This window comes from Reinekea sp. (assembly GCF_982785585.1).
Window position 1 is genome coordinate 34,082 of sequence record NZ_CEYAVF010000016.1, and the last position, 16,573, is coordinate 50,654.

12 protein-coding genes are annotated in these 16,573 nt (G+C 55.1%); all 12 read left to right on the forward strand.

From position 1 onward, the window contains the following. The first annotated feature begins 40 nt into the window (after positions 1–40). Positions 41–829: a glycerophosphodiester phosphodiesterase family protein gene (locus AC4FIC_RS08185; protein WP_287439026.1), complete on the forward strand. Its 789-nt coding sequence runs from the start codon at positions 41–43 to the stop codon at positions 827–829. A gap of 152 nt (positions 830–981) precedes the next feature. Then, the gene (iadA, locus tag AC4FIC_RS08190) at positions 982–2,157 is read left to right on the forward strand and encodes a beta-aspartyl-peptidase (RefSeq protein ID WP_100258811.1); all 1,176 of its coding nucleotides are present in this window, start codon (positions 982–984) and stop codon (positions 2,155–2,157) included. A 13-nt stretch (positions 2,158–2,170) separates the two neighbouring features. Further along, a complete protein-coding gene (locus tag AC4FIC_RS08195; protein WP_100258376.1) occupies positions 2,171–3,130 on the forward strand; it encodes a GlxA family transcriptional regulator in 960 nt (319 codons plus the stop codon). Positions 3,131–3,320: 190 nt separating this feature from the next. After that, positions 3,321–3,581, forward strand: coding sequence for a PilZ domain-containing protein (locus AC4FIC_RS08200; RefSeq protein WP_100258377.1), 261 nt, complete (start codon positions 3,321–3,323; stop codon positions 3,579–3,581). Positions 3,582–3,755: 174 nt separating this feature from the next. Then, positions 3,756–4,964, forward strand: a complete 1,209-nt coding sequence (locus AC4FIC_RS08205; RefSeq protein ID WP_100258378.1) for an aspartate aminotransferase family protein — start codon at positions 3,756–3,758, stop codon at positions 4,962–4,964. Between the two features lie 88 nt (positions 4,965–5,052). Continuing rightward, positions 5,053–6,066 carry an arginine N-succinyltransferase gene (locus AC4FIC_RS08210; RefSeq protein ID WP_100258379.1) on the forward strand — a complete coding sequence of 338 codons (1,014 nt, stop codon included), beginning with the start codon at positions 5,053–5,055 and terminating at the stop codon, positions 6,064–6,066. Positions 6,067–6,077: 11 nt separating this feature from the next. Beyond that, positions 6,078–7,121: an arginine N-succinyltransferase gene (gene astA / locus AC4FIC_RS08215; RefSeq protein WP_273286199.1), complete on the forward strand. Its 1,044-nt coding sequence runs from the start codon at positions 6,078–6,080 to the stop codon at positions 7,119–7,121. A gap of 2 nt (positions 7,122–7,123) precedes the next feature. Continuing rightward, positions 7,124–8,593 (forward strand): succinylglutamate-semialdehyde dehydrogenase, encoded by a 1,470-nt coding sequence (gene astD / locus AC4FIC_RS08220; RefSeq protein WP_476194980.1) that lies wholly within the window; start codon positions 7,124–7,126, stop codon positions 8,591–8,593. Further along, positions 8,590–9,930, forward strand: coding sequence for an N-succinylarginine dihydrolase (gene astB, locus AC4FIC_RS08225; RefSeq protein WP_476194243.1), 1,341 nt, complete (start codon positions 8,590–8,592; stop codon positions 9,928–9,930). Before astD ends, astB begins: the two co-directional genes overlap by 4 nt. Positions 9,931–10,200: 270 nt before the next feature. After that, positions 10,201–14,721 carry a CHASE domain-containing protein gene (locus AC4FIC_RS08230; RefSeq protein WP_100258383.1) on the forward strand — a complete coding sequence of 1,507 codons (4,521 nt, stop codon included), beginning with the start codon at positions 10,201–10,203 and terminating at the stop codon, positions 14,719–14,721. Beyond that, entirely contained in the window at positions 14,721–15,677 is a 957-nt protein-coding gene (locus AC4FIC_RS08235) for a diguanylate cyclase (protein WP_100258384.1), read from the forward strand. The genes AC4FIC_RS08230 and AC4FIC_RS08235 overlap by 1 nt, the downstream gene beginning before the upstream one ends. A gap of 103 nt (positions 15,678–15,780) precedes the next feature. After that, positions 15,781–16,573 (forward strand): hypothetical protein (locus tag AC4FIC_RS08240; protein ID WP_490359394.1); only part of this gene is annotated, 793 nt, incomplete at its 3' end.

Below are 16,573 nucleotides of genomic sequence, written 5' to 3' on the forward strand. Positions count from 1 at the left end.
CCGACCAGCTCGGTCGCCCTTCCGTAAGGAATCGCCCATTATGACATCACCTATTACAACCACGACTAATGCAACAAAGCCGATGTCGGCCCTAATTGGTCACCGCGGATTACCCAGCCAGGCACCAGAAAATACCGCCGCCAGCCTCAAGGCAGCCTTTGAGCAGGGTATCGACTGGATAGAGGTGGATGTCACCATGGCCGGTGATGGCTCGTTGGTGATTTTGCATGATGCCGACTTACGGCGCTTTGGCCAGCCGGATCGGACCTTGGCGTCACTCGACCGGGCAGCCTTACTCCAGGTCGATGCCGGCGGCTGGTTCCACGCCGAATTCGCGGGCGAGCCCATTCTCTTTATGACGCAGCTCTTAACGTTGGTGCGGCGCTATCGACTCGGACTAAATTTGGAACTAAAGATCAATCCCGACCTCGCGATGCCGGAGCAGGTCGATGCCGTAATCGAGGCCTTGCGCCCGGCTGCACTGGACCCTAGCAAACTGGTGGTGTCGAGTTTCGATCATCGGGCCCTTACTCGCTTACGTCAGCGCTGGCCGGAGGTGGCCATCGGCATCCTCTTTGGCGCGTTACCCGTGGACCTGCCGGCGGTCCTTATCGCCCTCAAACCGGTGTCGATCCATTGCGATCAAGCCTTACTGACGGCACCACTCGCGGCGAAAATCGTGCCGCTTTATCCGCTCTATTGCTATACGGTGAACGACAGCGTGACCCTAGCAACGTTACTCTCTTGGGGCGTGAGCGGCGTCTTTAGCGATCGCGCCGGTGCCGAGGAGCTGCGTCAGGTAGTGCTTGATCGCACTCTGACTAGATAAGGTCCTGCCCCAACCTAAGGTAAACACGCAACTCGACGAATAGGTCGAGCCTGTTCAAATAAGCGGCGCGGGCCCTGACAATGGTTGGTTAATTGGTCTGGCCTGTTATGATCTGCGCCATTATCACATGGCACAACGGACGGAAAGCTCAGATGACCTTGCAAATATTGCGCAATGCCCGTGTTTTTGCACCGGAAGCGCTCGGCGTGACGGACCTGCTCATCGGTGGCAATAAGATACTGGCCATGGCAGCCAACCTTGAGTTGAATTCTAATCTGGCCATCACCGAATTAGATTGCGCAGGGCAGATCGTCTGTCCCGGCTTTGTCGACACCCTAACCCATGTTACCGGCGGGGGCGGTGAAGGTGGCTTTGCCACCCGCACGCCAGAAATGCAGCTCAGCGACGCCATTCGCGGCGGTGTGACCACGGTCACCGGTGCCTTAGGCACCGACGCGGTGTGTCGCACCCATTTGGAACTGGTTGCCAAGGTAAAGGCCCTCAAAGAGGAGGGGCTCTCCGCCTACTTCTACACTGGCAATTACCACTTCCCGGTTAAGACCCTAACCGGCTCGATACAGCAAGATATAATGCTAATCGAGGAATGCATTGGCATCGGCGAGATTGCCATTGCCGATCATCGCGGCAGTCAGATGAGTTGGGCAGAGCTTGCCCGGGTCGCAGCTGAGGCGCGCGTCGGCGGCATGTGCTCGCTCAAGGCCGGCATCGTTAGCGTGCACGTCGGTGGCAGTGCCGATGGCCTGAAAACCCTATTCGATGTCGCCGAACACACCAACATACCGCTCAGTCAGTTTTACCCGACCCATATCAATCGCAGTGCCGAATTGCTTCAATCCGGCATTGGCTTTAACAAGGCCGGCGGTACCATAGACTTTACCGCCAGTTCGACCCCGGAAATTGCCGCCCAAGGCGAGGTGCGCTGCGCCACCGCCTTAGCCTTGGCTCTGGCGCAGGGTGCCCACTCCGATCGCATCACCTTCAGCACCGACGGCCACGCAAGCCTGCCGGAGTTCAATGCCGACGGTGACTTAGTCAGCATTAAGGTTGGCAGTATGGATTCCCTGCTGCAAGAGCTGCATTATGCGGTTCATCAGGAAAAACTCAGTTTTGAACTGGTATTAAAAGCCATCACCAGTAATCCAGCACGTATACTCAAGCTGCACCAGAAGGGTCGACTCCGCCAAGGCGGCGATGCCGATCTATTAATCTTGAATCCAGACACTCTGGCCTTAAATGCCGTTATGGCAAACGGTCAGTGGTTTATGGTCAACGGCCAAATTACCCGCAAAGGTACTTTCGAAGCTTAATTAGGAGCCGAACTTGTCACAAAAAATTGGCTTTATCCTGTTGCCCGGCTATTCCTCGATGAGCTATGTCTCCGCGATGGAACCTTTGTTGATGTGCAATGAGTTAATGGGCGAAACCCGTTTTGAAACTTTCACGGTGGCCTTGGCCGATAACCGCTCACTGTCGAGCTTGGGCAATCCGATCGATACCCACTATTCGCTCGGTGATGCCCCTGAGGCAGACGCGTGGATAGTGGCCGGCATGTCACCGGCGCGCCACCCCAAGACACCGGGTCTGGACGAATTCTTACTCACTCGGTCTACCACCGCGGCGCTGGGCGGCCTAGCTTCGGGCAGCTATACCCTTGCCAAGGCCGGCCTGTTAAATGGTTATCGTGGCGTCGTACATTGGCTCACACTGGAAGAGTTGGTCAAGGAACATAAGTCGATCTTGCTGGCCAATGAACAGTTCTGTATCGATCGCGATCGTCTGACCTGTCGGGGCGGCAGCGCCAGCCTCGATTTGATGCTGATGTGGATCGCCAAGCAGGTCGGAGCCGACACCGCAGAGGCCATTTCCAAATATTTTGTCAATGAGCGACTCGGCATCCCCAGTAATGCCATGCATCAGGAACTGAGCGAGCGGACCCGTGCCGAGCAACCGAAAATGGCCGAAGCCTTGGAGTTGATGGAAAACAATATCGAAGAGCCCCTGACCACCGATGATATCGCCTTCCACGTCAAAATCAGCCGGCGTCAGCTAGAGCGTCTATTCAAGAAACACCTCAGCGCCGTGCCGAGCCGATACTACTTACAGATCCGCTTAGAAGAGGCCCGCTCGCGACTATTTAATGGCAACGAGAGCATCGCCGACATTGGCCTGGGATGCGGCTTTTCCTCCGGTGCGCATTTTTCCACAGCTTACCGAAATCAGTATGGTTTAACACCGTCAGAAGATCGCAGCCTGAATCATAAGATGCAGCTCGCCAAATAGGCAATTAGCTCTGAACTCATTGGGTCATATGCCTTCCCATCATCACGAGACTGGCGCGCGCAAATCATCCCGCTCTGAACTGGCCTAGCCATTGAAATGCCGCACGATCGGCATACACTGGACAGACCTCATGCCATCAACCTATCTAACGGAACTAGGGCACTGGGATTATCCTCAAAAGGATCCGCTTATGAATAAACGCGCTAGCCAACGTACTGCTCAAAAATTGCCGATCCGGCTACATTTTTTTGGCGATCAAACCGATGTCAGCGAATCCCAAGATATTTCAGCGGGCGGTTTTTATGTTTGCACCGACTCGGTGCGCCAGTTGGCCAAGGGGGTCGTTGCTCTGGTCTTTATCGGCAATAACCGTCAACCGGTGCTGGCCGAGGTGGTGCGCATCGAGGACAGCGGTGCCGCTTTTGCCCTATTCAATGAGACACCCGACTGAGCCCTGTTTCATCGGCGCGACAAGTGCTTTCAGATAATCCCTTTTTTACTGCGTTAGCCTGTAATACTCTGTCGCCTTAGCAAAAGCTTTTTGCGGCATTTTTTCCTAGAATAGGGGTTCGGTTAAATCAGTCTGAACCCTGGAACAACCTTCACTAGATAAGAGACGACACAGATGACCCCTATTACGCGCGACCAATTCGACGATGTTATGATGCCCAACTATGCACCCGGCAAAATCATTCCGGTGCGTGGCGCTGGCTCACACGTCTGGGATCAGGCCGGCCGAGAGTATGTCGATTTCGCCGGTGGCATCGCAGTCAATGTTTTGGGCCATGCCCATCCCGCCCTAGTCGAGGCACTGACCACCCAGGGCCAGGCACTGTGGCATCTATCCAACGTTATGACCAATGAGCCGGCCATCGAACTCGCACGGAAATTGACCGAACTGACCTTCGCCGACAAGGTGTTTTTCTGCAGCAGCGGTGCCGAAGCCAATGAGGCCGCGTTAAAACTCGCTCGTCGCCATGCCTTTGTGCATTTCGGTCCAGACAAGCATGAAATTATTTCGACCCTGGGTTCGTTCCACGGTCGCACCCTCTTTACTGTGTCCGTCGGCGGGCAGGCAAAATACAAGGAAGGCTTTGAGCCCACCCCTGGCGGCATCAGCCACGTTCCGTTCAATGACCTTGAAGCCCTGCGCGGACAAATTTCGGCGCGTACCGCCGCGGTGATACTCGAGCCGATCCAGGGCGAGGGCGGTGTTACTCCGGCCACTCAGGCTTACCTGGAAGGTGCCCGTCAACTTTGTGACGAACACAATGCGTTGTTAATTTTCGATGAAGTTCAGTGCGGCGTCGGCCGTACCGGTAAGATGTATGCCTACCAACAGTTTGGTGTCATACCGGATATCCTATCGTCGGCCAAGGCATTGGGCGGGGGCTTCCCAATCGGGGCCATGCTCTGCACCGATGCCGTGGCACCGAGCTTGGCGTTTGGCACGCACGGTTCAACCTATGGCGGCAACCCGCTCGCCTGTGCCGTGTCCCTGGCCGTTTTGGACGAATTGACCAAACCGAGTGTCTTAGACAACGTCACGCACAAAGCCGAACGTTTCCGCGCCGGACTCGCAGCCATTAACGCGCAATTCGGTCTCTTTCAGGAAGTACGCGGCATGGGCCTACTGATTGGTATCGAACTGACCCCGCAATGGCACGGTCGAGCCAAAGACATAGTCGGCGCGGCGTTAGAGGAAGGCTTGATGATGCTCGTGGCCGGGCCAAATGTACTGCGTTTTGCCCCCTCGCTGATTATTCCAGATGCCGACATCGATAAGGGTCTGGCGCATTTGACAGCAGCCATTGCGAATCTAACCGGTCACTGATGCGCCGCTTAAGCTGAGTTATTTTGGCATTATTGCCCTGACCCATTGTAGATCCCGTAAGGGATCTTGTTATCTATAAGGAACGATCATGCTGTTGGTGCGACCCTCGACCTTTAGCGATTTGGCCGGTATCGAACGGCTACTCGACGATACCGACGCCCGTGTTACCACTTTACCGAAAGAGCGGGATAAGCTGTCAGAAAAAATCAGCGAATCGGACGATGGTTTTCGCGGTGATACAGATGGGGAAGGCCCGTCTTCCTTTTTGTTTGTACTGCAAGATACAGACAGCAACGAATTGTATGGCACCTCGGGTATAGACGCCGAAGCAGGCTGCGGTTATCCGTTTTTCAATTACCGTCTCGATGAAATCGTACATGCCTCACATCACCTAAATATCAGCTCCAAGGTGCCGGTCCTTTTCTTGTCCCATGAGTTGACCGGCCGGACGCTGTTGCGCTCCTTTACCATCGATCCGGCGCTGACAAAATCTGACGGCTTTGATCTGCTGTCGCGTGCGCGTTTAATGTATATTGCCGCCAACAGCGATCGTTTTCATCAGGAGGTAATCGCAGAAATACAGGGCATCTTCGACGAGAAGGGTGCTTGCCCTTTTTGGGATGCGGTCGGGCGGAAATTTTTCGATATGGATTTTTTAACCGCCGATTATTACTGTTCAATGAAATCCAAAACCTTTATGTCCGAATTGATTCCGCAACATCCGGTCTATGTGCCCCTGTTGCCACCCGAAGCCTCGGCGACCATTGGCCAGAATCACCCCGCGGCCAACCGCACTTGTCAGTTGCTGTATCGTGAGGGCTTTCATAGGTCCAAGTTTATCGATCCGTTCGATGGTGGTCCGGTTTTAAAAGCGCAGTTGCGTTATACCCATACTATTAGCAACATCCGTTTTAAGACGGCGCGCCCGTCCGATGTGGTCGGCGGGATGAAATATCTAATCAGTAACCAATCCAATCAAGACTTTCGTTGTGTTATCGGCACCCTAGTCGACGGCATCGGCGATTCCATTCGCATCTCCCTGGATGTGGCCGATGCACTCAATGTCCAAGCCGGCGACGACATCGCTTACTCGCCGTTATAAGGAGCCGCCCAGTGTATATTCGACCTATTCAGCGAACCGATCTGGACAGCCTGTGTTTGATGGCCAAGCATTCCGGAGTCGGTGTCACATCCTTGCCCGACAACCGTCAAAAGATGGCGGCCAAACTTGACCAGGCCTTGGCGTCATTCGAAAAAAGTCTACCGCTAACCGAGCGGGTGTATCTATTTGCCCTGGTCGATGAGAGCACTGAAGAGCTGGCCGGCATCTGCGCCCTAGAGTCGAGCATTGGCCATGGTGATGTCTGGTATAACTATCATGTCGGCAAATCAGTCCATGCCTCGCGCGAAATCGGCGTGCACAAGATAACCCAGACACTGTACCTGAGTAATGACCTGACCGGTTGTTCGGAAATTGCCACCCTGTTTTTAATGCCCAATTTTCGCAACAATCAAAACGGTCATTTATTGAGTCGCAGTCGCTATCTCTTTTTGGCTGAGTTTCCAGAATTATTTGGTGACGAGATCATTGCCGAGATGCGCGGTTACAGCGACGAAGACGGCAACTCTCCATTTTGGGAAAGCCTCGGTCGTCATTTTTTTCAGATGGAATTTTCTGATGCCGATTATCTAACCGGCCTTGGCAACAAAGTTTTTATCGCCGAACTGATGCCGAAGTTTCCGATCCACGTGCCCATGTTAACGGCAGAAGCCCAAGCCGTGATCGGAAGAGTTCACCCCCAAACAGAGCCGGCCTTGGCCATGCTGAAATCTGAAGGATTTGAGTTTAACCACTATATCGATATTTTTGATGGCGGCCCCAGCGTCGGCACCAAGATCAAAAATATTCGCGCCGTGCGCGAGAGCAAAACCTACCAAGTTGGCATTTCGGATCAAACCCCGGCACCGGATTTTGGCGTCAAACACGGGCTGCTGATGGTCAGCAACCGTCAGTTGGGCGAATATCGAGTCTTGTTGGTCGACCAAGGTGCTGCCGGTGACGATACCCTATGGCTGAAACCCGCCCAGGCCAACATTCTGCATGTCCGCGCAGGCGACACCGTCCGCGCCGTGTCTTTGCGTCCCAAGGAGTTATAAAGATGACAGACAAAAGTCTTTTAATCGACGGCCACTGGATTCAGGGCCAAGGCGAGCATTTTGAATCCCTCAACCCGGTCACCCAAGCCTCGGTCTGGCACGGCAACGCGGCCAGTGGCGCCGATGTCGATGCGGCCATTGGGGCAGCACGTCAGGCGTTCCGCAGTTGGCAACATACCAGTCTGGAGACGCGCGTGGCGATCTGCCGCCGCTTCGCCGCCTTACTCAAAGAGCAGCAAGAACGGCTGGCCTTTATCATCGGCAGCGAAACTGGCAAGCCGCTGTGGGAGTCGCGCACGGAAGTCGGGGCGATGATTGGTAAGATCGACATCTCGATCACCGCCTATCAGGAACGAACCGGCACCAAAGTTACCGCCCTGCCCGATGGTGAGGCAGTGCTGCGGCATCGACCGCACGGCGTGGTGGCCGTGTTCGGGCCCTATAATTTCCCCGGCCACCTGCCCAATGGTCATATAGTCCCGGCCCTGATCGCCGGCAATTGCGTGGTCTTTAAGCCGAGCGAGCAAGCGCCAAAAATGGCGCAAGAAACCGCCAAGCTTTGGCAGCAAGCGGGTCTGCCCGCCGGTGTGCTCAATCTGTTACAGGGTGCCGCTCCGACCGGCATCGCCTTGGCCAATCACGACGGTCTAGACGGCCTGTTTTTTACCGGTTCCTCCTTGACCGGCGAGCGCATCCATCAACAGTATGGCGGCCAAACCGGCAAAATTCTGGCTCTAGAGATGGGCGGCAACAATGCCCTGATTGTCGATGAGGACATCGATGAAGCTGGCGCCCTGCACCATATTCTGTTCTCTGCCTTCGTCTCGGCCGGGCAGCGTTGCACCTGCGCTCGCCGGCTGATGATCGCCAATGGCGCGCAAGGCGATGCCTTCCTAGAAAAACTGATCGATGCCACATTAAAACTGGCTGTAGGACATTTTGATGCCGACGAACAACCCTATATGGGCTCGGTGGTGTCCTTGCACGCCGCCGAGCAACTGCTCGCGGCGCAGCAGCATCTGGTCGCTCAAGGCGGTCATATCCTGCTCGAAATGACCGCGCTTGAACCAGGCACCGCTCTGCTCTCACCGGGCATCATCGACCTGACCGATGCCCACGATGTGCCCGATACCGAATACTTTGGACCGCTGCTGTCGGTCTATCGGTACGATAGCTTTGCTGAGGCCATCGAGCTGGCCAATTCAACTCGTTACGGCCTGTCCGCTGGTCTCTTGTCGAATTCGCGTGAGCGCTATGACCTATTTCTACGCGAAATTCGTGCCGGCATCGTCAACTGGAACAAACCCACCACCGGGGCCAGTTCGGCAGCACCGTTCGGCGGTGTCGGCGCCTCGGGCAATCACCGCGCCAGTGCCTATTATGCGGCCGATTACTGCGCCTACCCGGTAGCCTCAATGGAAAGCCCTGACATGTCGGCGCCGGCGACCCTCTCGCCCGGCATGAACCTATGAACGCGTTTGAAATGAACTTCGATGGACTGGTCGGGCCGACCCACAATTACGCCGGCCTGTCGTATGGCAATATCGCGTCCCAGTCTAATGCCACCGGGATTTCCAACCCCAAGGAAGCGGCCAAGCAGGGTTTGCTGAAAATGAAGGCCTTAGCCGATATGGGTTATCGACAGGGTCTTTTGTTGCCCCATGAGCGACCGGCCATCGGTTCATTAAGGGCCTTGGGTTACCAGGGCAGCGATGCCGCTGTTGTGCGCCAGGTCGGGCGCGACAATCCTACCCTGCTCAGTGCTGTGTCATCGGGCTCGTGCATGTGGACGGCCAATGCCGGCACCATCTCGCCGAGCGCCGACACCGCCGATGGCCGGGTGCACTTCACCGCCGCAAACCTCAATGCCAAGTTCCATCGTTCGATCGAACATCCCACCACGTCGCGTATGTTGCAGGCCATATTTCACGATTCGCGCCACTTCGCGCACCACCCGGCCTTACCGGCGATCGCCAGTTTTGGCGATGAGGGCGCGGCCAACCACACGCGTTTTTGCGCCGAATACGGTGCGCCCGGCGTTGAACTGTTTGTCTACGGCAAGGAGGCCTTTAACGAGACCCGCCCGGCGCCGGTCAAGTTCCCTGCACGCCAAACGCTCGAGGCCAGTCAGGCCGTGGCGCGCTTGCATGGCCTGGGTGACGCTCAATGCGTCTTCGCTCAACAGCGTCCTGAAACCATCGATGCAGGGGTGTTTCACAATGATGTCATTGCCGTGGGCAATGGCAATGTGCTGTTTTATCACGAAACCGCCTTTGTCGATACCGCCCAGGTATTGGCCGAACTCGACGCCAAGCTGATCGGCGCCAAGCTGATCTCGGTCTGTGTGCCCAGCGCCGAGGTTAGCCTGCACGATGCTGTACGCTCGTACCTCTTTAACAGCCAGCTGCTGACGCAGTCCGATGGCAGCATGACGCTAATTGTCCCGGCGGAGTGTCGTTCAATAACCAGCGTGGCAGATTATTTGACGCGCTTGTTGGCCGACCCGGCCAATCCGATTCAAACCGTTCAGGTGTTTGACCTGAAGCAGTCGATGAATAATGGCGGCGGACCCGCCTGTTTGCGCCTGCGCGTGGCGCTTACAGAGGCCGAGTATCAGGCCATTCATCCGGGCGTTATTATCACACCGACCCTCTATCAACAACTCAACAGCTGGGTCGACCGACACTACCGAGATCGCCTAGTCGGCGCCGATCTGGCCGATCCATTGCTGATCACGGAAAGCCGCACGGCCCTTGATGAATTAACCCGCCTAACGGGTCTGGGCAGTATTTACTCCTTTCAACGCTAAGGCTTTAGGCCCTCATCACTAGGCCGCGAGGGTCCTATGATGCGGCCTTAAACCGCTTCGTCTGGGGCACACAGCCCCTCCTGCCCACGCTCAGATTCCACTGATGCGACAAAAATTCTCACCGACTAAATTAAATGAGCAGCTTTAAATTTCGATTAGGCGCTTTGGCATATTTCTAACTACACTTCAGTTGATGATGAGTAATCTGCAACTGCATCCAAGTCTTCACCTCCAGCAGACCAGCCTACTCTATAGTTGAAGGGGTCTTTCTTGAGTAACCAACTGACACTGCCCCACTTTGGCAAATGGTCTATTTTGTCCCTCCTAGCTGGATTACTTATTACCGCTTTAACGGTTAATGAAGTAAACAAACGCAATGAACAACTCATAGTCGAGGCCTTGGATAGCATTGCCCTGGACGCCATCGAGCAGATGAGAGGCCGTATCAATCTCTATCAGTATGGCCTGACCGCGGCCCGCGGCGCGATCCTGATGGTCGGCAGCGAAAATCTGAAGCGTGATTTGTTTCGCACCTTTATCAATTCGCGCGCGGTCGACACTGAGTTTCCCGGTGCCCGCGGTTTCGGTTTTATCCAACGCGTTAGCCAGGCCGACCTGCCAGACTTTGTTGCCTTTGCCCAAGCCGACGGTTGGCCGGACTATACCCTCAAGGAACTGAGCCCCAATCGGGCCGAACGGTTTATGATTCTGTATATCGAGCCGGTTGAACGCAACGTTCAGGCCGTGGGTCTGGATATTGGCTCGGAAAAACACCGCCGCGCAGCCGCGCAGGGCGCGATCGATACCGGCCTAGCGCAACTGACCTCGCCCATCACCCTGGTCCAGGCCAGTGGTCAGTCACAGCAATCGTTCCTGTTTTTGCTGCCGGTTTTTGCTCAGGGGGTGACGCCGGTCACCCGGGCAGAACGCAATGCTTTGGCCATCGGCTGGACCTACAATGCGCTGTTGATGGATGAGGTTTTGGCCGACCTGGATTTAACTACTGACCATATTCACTTGGAGCTGTTTGATGTCACCGATCCCAATCATCGGGTACAATTTTATAATAATGACCGCAGCGCCACTCAGGATTTGCATCGCCGTACGTCCACTCACCCAATGTTTGGCCGCAGCTGGGAGGCTCAATTTTCGGTGCAACCGGGCTTTATCGACGCCCTAACGTTAACCAATGTTGGCCAGATTGCCATTCTCGGCCTGATCATAAGCCTGCTGGCCACCGGCCTGGTTATGTCCACCCAGGCCTCGCGCAGAAACAAACAGCTGTTGATTGATCAACAGAGTCGCTTGGCCGCCATCGTTGAAAGCTCGGAAGACGCAATTATCAGCAACAACGATCAGGGCGTCATCACCAGCTGGAACAATGGCGCCCAACGCATATTCGGCTTCACCGCAAGCGAGGCGATCGGTCAGAATGTCGTTGCGCTGATTGTGCCGGCGCCGTTGCAGGCGGACGAGACGGCGCAGGGAAAGAAGGTGCAAGCCAACGAGGCCGTGCCAGTCTATGAAACCCATTATCAAGCTAAGTCGGCACCCTATCCCATGCCGGTTGCCGTCACCCTATCTGCGTTGATCGATAGCCAAGGTCTAGCACAGGGGGTGTCACGCACCATTCGGGATATTTCCGGTCAAAAGGCGGCTGAGGCGGCTATCGTGGAACTCAACATCCGTCTTGAAAGCCAAATATTGGAACGGACTGAAGCGCTGGCCGAACTCAATACCCTATTTGTCAACGTACTCAGGGCCTCGTCCGAGGTGGCTATTATCGCCACCGACCTAAACGGCCTGGTAACCGTATTTAACAGTGGTGCCGAACGACTTTTGACCTACAAACCCGGTGATGTGATCGGGCAATTGAGCCCACTGGTGTTTCACAGCCAGGCCGAAATCGACCGGCACGCAGACGAAATTTGGCACCACTTTAACGAGCGGGTGAGCGGATTTAATACCCTGGTGTTCAAAGCCAAACGCTTCGGCTCGGAAACGCATCACTGGACCTATATTGCGTGCGATGGCGCCCAAGTGCCTGTTTCTGTAGCGGTCACCGGTATCTTCAATGAAACCGAAGAGCTTGTCGGTTATCTCTGTATCGCAACGGATATCTCGCGCCAACTCGAGCATGAGCGGGATATTCTGGCGGCCCGAGACCAGCTCGAAATGGCGGCTAGCATTGCCAACCTGGGCATCTGGACATGGACCTTGGCCGACGATGGCCTGCAATGGAACGACTTCATGTATAGCCTCTACTATGACCGGCCAAAAAGCGACAAAAACGCGAGTCTGGACTTCGACCATTGGCAAAAATGCATCCACCCAGATGATCTTGAGCCAACGTCGAGCAGCCTGGCGGCGGCCATAAGCGGGACCGGACATTATGATCTGGTATTCCGCATCATCCTACCCGATGGGCGGATCCGATTCGTCCAAGCCGGTGCGCGAGTGGAACGAAACTCCAGTGGCGAGGCGATCCGAGTCACGGGCTTCAACCTCGATGTCACCTCGCAACGGGAACTGGAGGCCGTGTTGCGCAGCGCCAAAGAACAGTCGGACGCCGCCAGTGCCGCCAAATCGACCTTTTTAGCCAACATGAGTCATGAAATTCGCACGCCAATGAATGCGGTACTGGGCATGTTGCATTTGGTGCAGCAGAGCGATCTGACGGTCCACCAGCAAGACTATATCGCCAAGGCCCAGAAGGCGTCGAAATCATTGCTCGGGTTGCTCAATGACATACTCGACTATTCTAAAATCGAAGCCGGCAAGCTGGAGTTGGATCCCCATTCCTTTGCAATTGAAGAACTGATGCAAGATCTTGCGATTGTCCTATCCGGCACTCAGGGCAATAGCGATGTCGAACTGCTCTTCGATTTGGACCCCAAATTGCCCAAACATGTCTTTGCTGACAAGTTACGGTTGAAACAGGTTCTGATCAATCTCGCGACCAATGCCCTGAAGTTCACCCGCCAGGGAGAGGTCGTGGTGCAGATCAAGGAGCAGTCCCGCACCGCCCAAGAGTCCACCATTGCGATCAGCATTCGCGATACCGGGATCGGCATCAGTCCGGAACAGATTGAGCGTATTTTTGAAGGCTTTGTGCAGGCTGAGAATTCTACCACCCGACGCTATGGCGGCACCGGACTGGGTTTGGTGATCACTAAAAATCTCGTCACGATGATGGGAGGCGAACTCCTTGTCGACAGTATGCCGGATCGGGGTAGCTGCTTCTATTTTGGGCTAACGATGCCCGTTGTGACCCTTGTATCGGCCGATGACCGTTGGCAGTTTCCAGACCAGTCGTTAAACCTTTTGATCGTCGACGATAACCGGATTGCGCGCGAAATAATGACCGCAGCGGTCACGTCATTGGGCTGGTGGCCAACGGCGGTCGAATCGGCTCAGGATGTCCTGGATAGGTTCCAGCCAGGCTCCGGCCTCGATACCAATTTTGATGTCATGTTATTGGACTGGCGTATGCCCAACCTAGATGGCGGAGCCTTAATCAAGGCGTTGTTGGCCTTGCCGGACAATATCACCGTTCCGAAAATTGTCGTGGTTACCGCGCATGGTGAAGACTTGACCGAAACCGACATCGGCTTCATGCAGCCACCCATGATCGGCTACCTGACCAAGCCGGTCACCCCACAGCAAATCAAGGTGGCCATCTATAAGGGCCTCCCCAAACTGGGCCAACGGCCCCGCGCGGAGACGGCCCCTGTCGTTGTGGCTCAAAAACGTCTCGAGCATCTCAAGCTGTTGGTCGTTGAGGATAATGAATTGAATCGTCAGGTTGCTCAAGAGCTGCTAGCCATGGAAGGTGCCCAGGTTGATTTAGCCGAAGGCGGTATCGTCGGCGTCGCCACCGTGTTGGCCGGCCAAGTGGCTTACGATTTAGTTTTGATGGATTTGCAGATGCCCGATATAGACGGTTTGGAGGCCACGCGCCGGATTCGCAGCCACGGCGCCTTCCGCGATCTACCGATCCTGGCGATGACCGCCAATGTATCGGCAGAGGATCGATTAGCCTGCGCGGCGGCCGGTATGAACGGTCATCTCGGCAAACCGATCGACATCGATAGGGTCGTCGCCAGTATCATCCAAGCTCTGGCCGGTGCCAATCAGCCCAGTAAAATCGATGCAGATGCGATAGTGGCCTCCCCGGCGGATTCGCCTATCATCGAAAAAATCGAAAGTATCATGAAACGCTTTGGCGACAATATGCCGTTATTTATCAGCCTGCTGCCGACCTTCAATGACGTCTCAGCTAAATTGATCAGCGACCTTGAGCGGGCCATTGCACATCAGGACCCAAGCGCGGCCGCTGCGGCCTTGCACACCCTGAAGGGCAGCGGCGCCAACATGGGTGCCTCAGCGTTCCTAAAAAAGATTCGAGACGCCGAAGCGTTACTCAAGGCGGCGCCTTATGAGCCCCTAGTCAAGGCCCTGCCAAGCAATTTAGCGCAACAGTTGCGCCAGATATTGACCCAAAGCAGTGCGTTGCTGCAACAGGCGACCGCCGAAAAAGCACCATTGGCAACGCCGATGCTGACCGGAACTGCCCTGCCTTCTGCGGATTTTAAAGCCGCATTGGTTGAACTAAAGGCGCAGCTGGCTATTGGCAGCCTAACGGCGCTGACGCTATTTGATCAATTACCTCTAGAGTCGTTACCGCGTGGTTTGAGTCAGCATAAGATGCTCGGCTTAAAACCGTTGTTGATCGAACTGAATTATCCCGCGGCAATTCGCACGCTAGACGAACTGTTGGTGGGCCTCTGATGATAGAGACCTTGTTTAAGGGCCTGTCAACCCAGACGGCCAAACCTAGGTTATTGATCGTCGACGATCAACCGATCAATATTCATGTGATCAATGAAATATTCAAACAGGATATGGATGTATTGATGGCCACCAATGGCCCTAGCGCGATCGAGCTGTGTAAAAGTCAGACACCGGATCTGGTGCTATTGGACGTCATGATGCCTGGCATGACCGGCTACGATGTCTGCCGAGCCCTTAAGGCGGAGGCCTCAACTCAGGACATTCCGGTTATTTTTCTAACCTCTTTAGCCGAAGAACGCGATGAAATCTTCGGCTTCCAACTGGGTGCCGTTGATTTTATCAACAAGCCGATCAGCCCTATCGTTGTCAAATCGCGAGTCGACACCCAGCTGCGGCTAAAGCTGCAATCGGATCAGTTGCGTTCAATCGGCCTAACCGACGGCATGACCGGTATAGCGAACCGCCGGAGATTCGATGAAACACTCGACCAGCAATGGCGTGCCTGTGAACGAGACCGGGCAGCCCTGTCGCTTATTATTCTCGATGTCGATTTTTTTAAGGACTATAACGACCACTGTGGTCACCTGATGGGTGATCAATGTCTAAAGGCTATCGCTCAGGCGCTGGCGGTAACGGTCCGCCGTCCCACAGATTTGCTCGCCCGCTTCGGAGGCGAAGAATTCGCCTGCATCTTGCCTAGGACCGACGGTGCCGGTGCGCTTAATCGTGCGCAACAATTGCTCAAGGTCGTATGCGATCTTAAGATTGAACACCTGACTTCAAGGGTCAGCCCGGTGGTGACCATCAGCGCGGGCGCGGCAACATTAACACCGGATCGTTTTAAGACCGTGTTTGAACTGATTAGCCTCGCCGACAAGGCCCTATATCGGGCTAAGGAGGGGGGTCGCAACCAGGTACAGGTCATAATAGGGCCAGAGCCACCTGAAACTTAAACCCGGGCGGCGCCCGGAATCTCGAGGGAGCCGCAATGCCTTTCTATTGTGGCAGGGTCTCCCTATACTCAAGGCTCAACTTAAAATAAAAAGAGCCCATGATATGAATCGAACCTATCAACGAGGCTGGGGTTCTTGGTGGCTATCGGCCGTTCTCTTTGGTACCACCTTGCTCGGTGCCGGCTTATATTACCAAGCGCACCAAAACCTTAGCCAACTGCAGGATAGTGAGGCCATCAGCCAGACTGAATTGGCCGGACTGGAGCAACAGAACAGTGATTTGGCCGGCCAAATTGCTCAGCTCACCGAGCAGTTCGATCAACTTACGCGAGACAATGCCCGGCTGAGCAGCACTGAACAACAACTCAATCGCACCGCCAGCCAGACCACTCGACTCAACCAGTCCTTAGGTGACCAGATCGGTGCGCTTAAGAATTCGATTCGAGGAATGTCCGATCAAATAACACAACAGAAAGCCTTAGCCGCCACAGCTCGTGCGGAAAACTTAGATGCCGCGGCACTGGCCGAATCCGAGCAGGCCGATCTTCGGGCCCTAGTGACTCAAGCCCAGGCTAGGCAGGCAGAACTTGAGACCCAGCTAGCCGAAGCCGACATTGCACTAGCCGATGTGCAAGAAGAGTTGCTCGAAGCGCGTGCGCAACAAGCCAATACGCAGGCCCAACTGGTCGAAACTCAGGCCCGTTTAACGAGCCAGAGCGCACAATTTCAGACCGCTCAGGCAGAGCTAACCCTGTTAAAGGATGAGTTGAACAAGGCCGCCACCACCGCCGAACTCTTTCAAGCGGCGCGCCAACAGTTGGCGTTAAAACAGGCTGAGAACGAAACTTACAGTGAAACCATTGCGCGTCTGCAGACCGAAATGTCCGCCGAAGCCG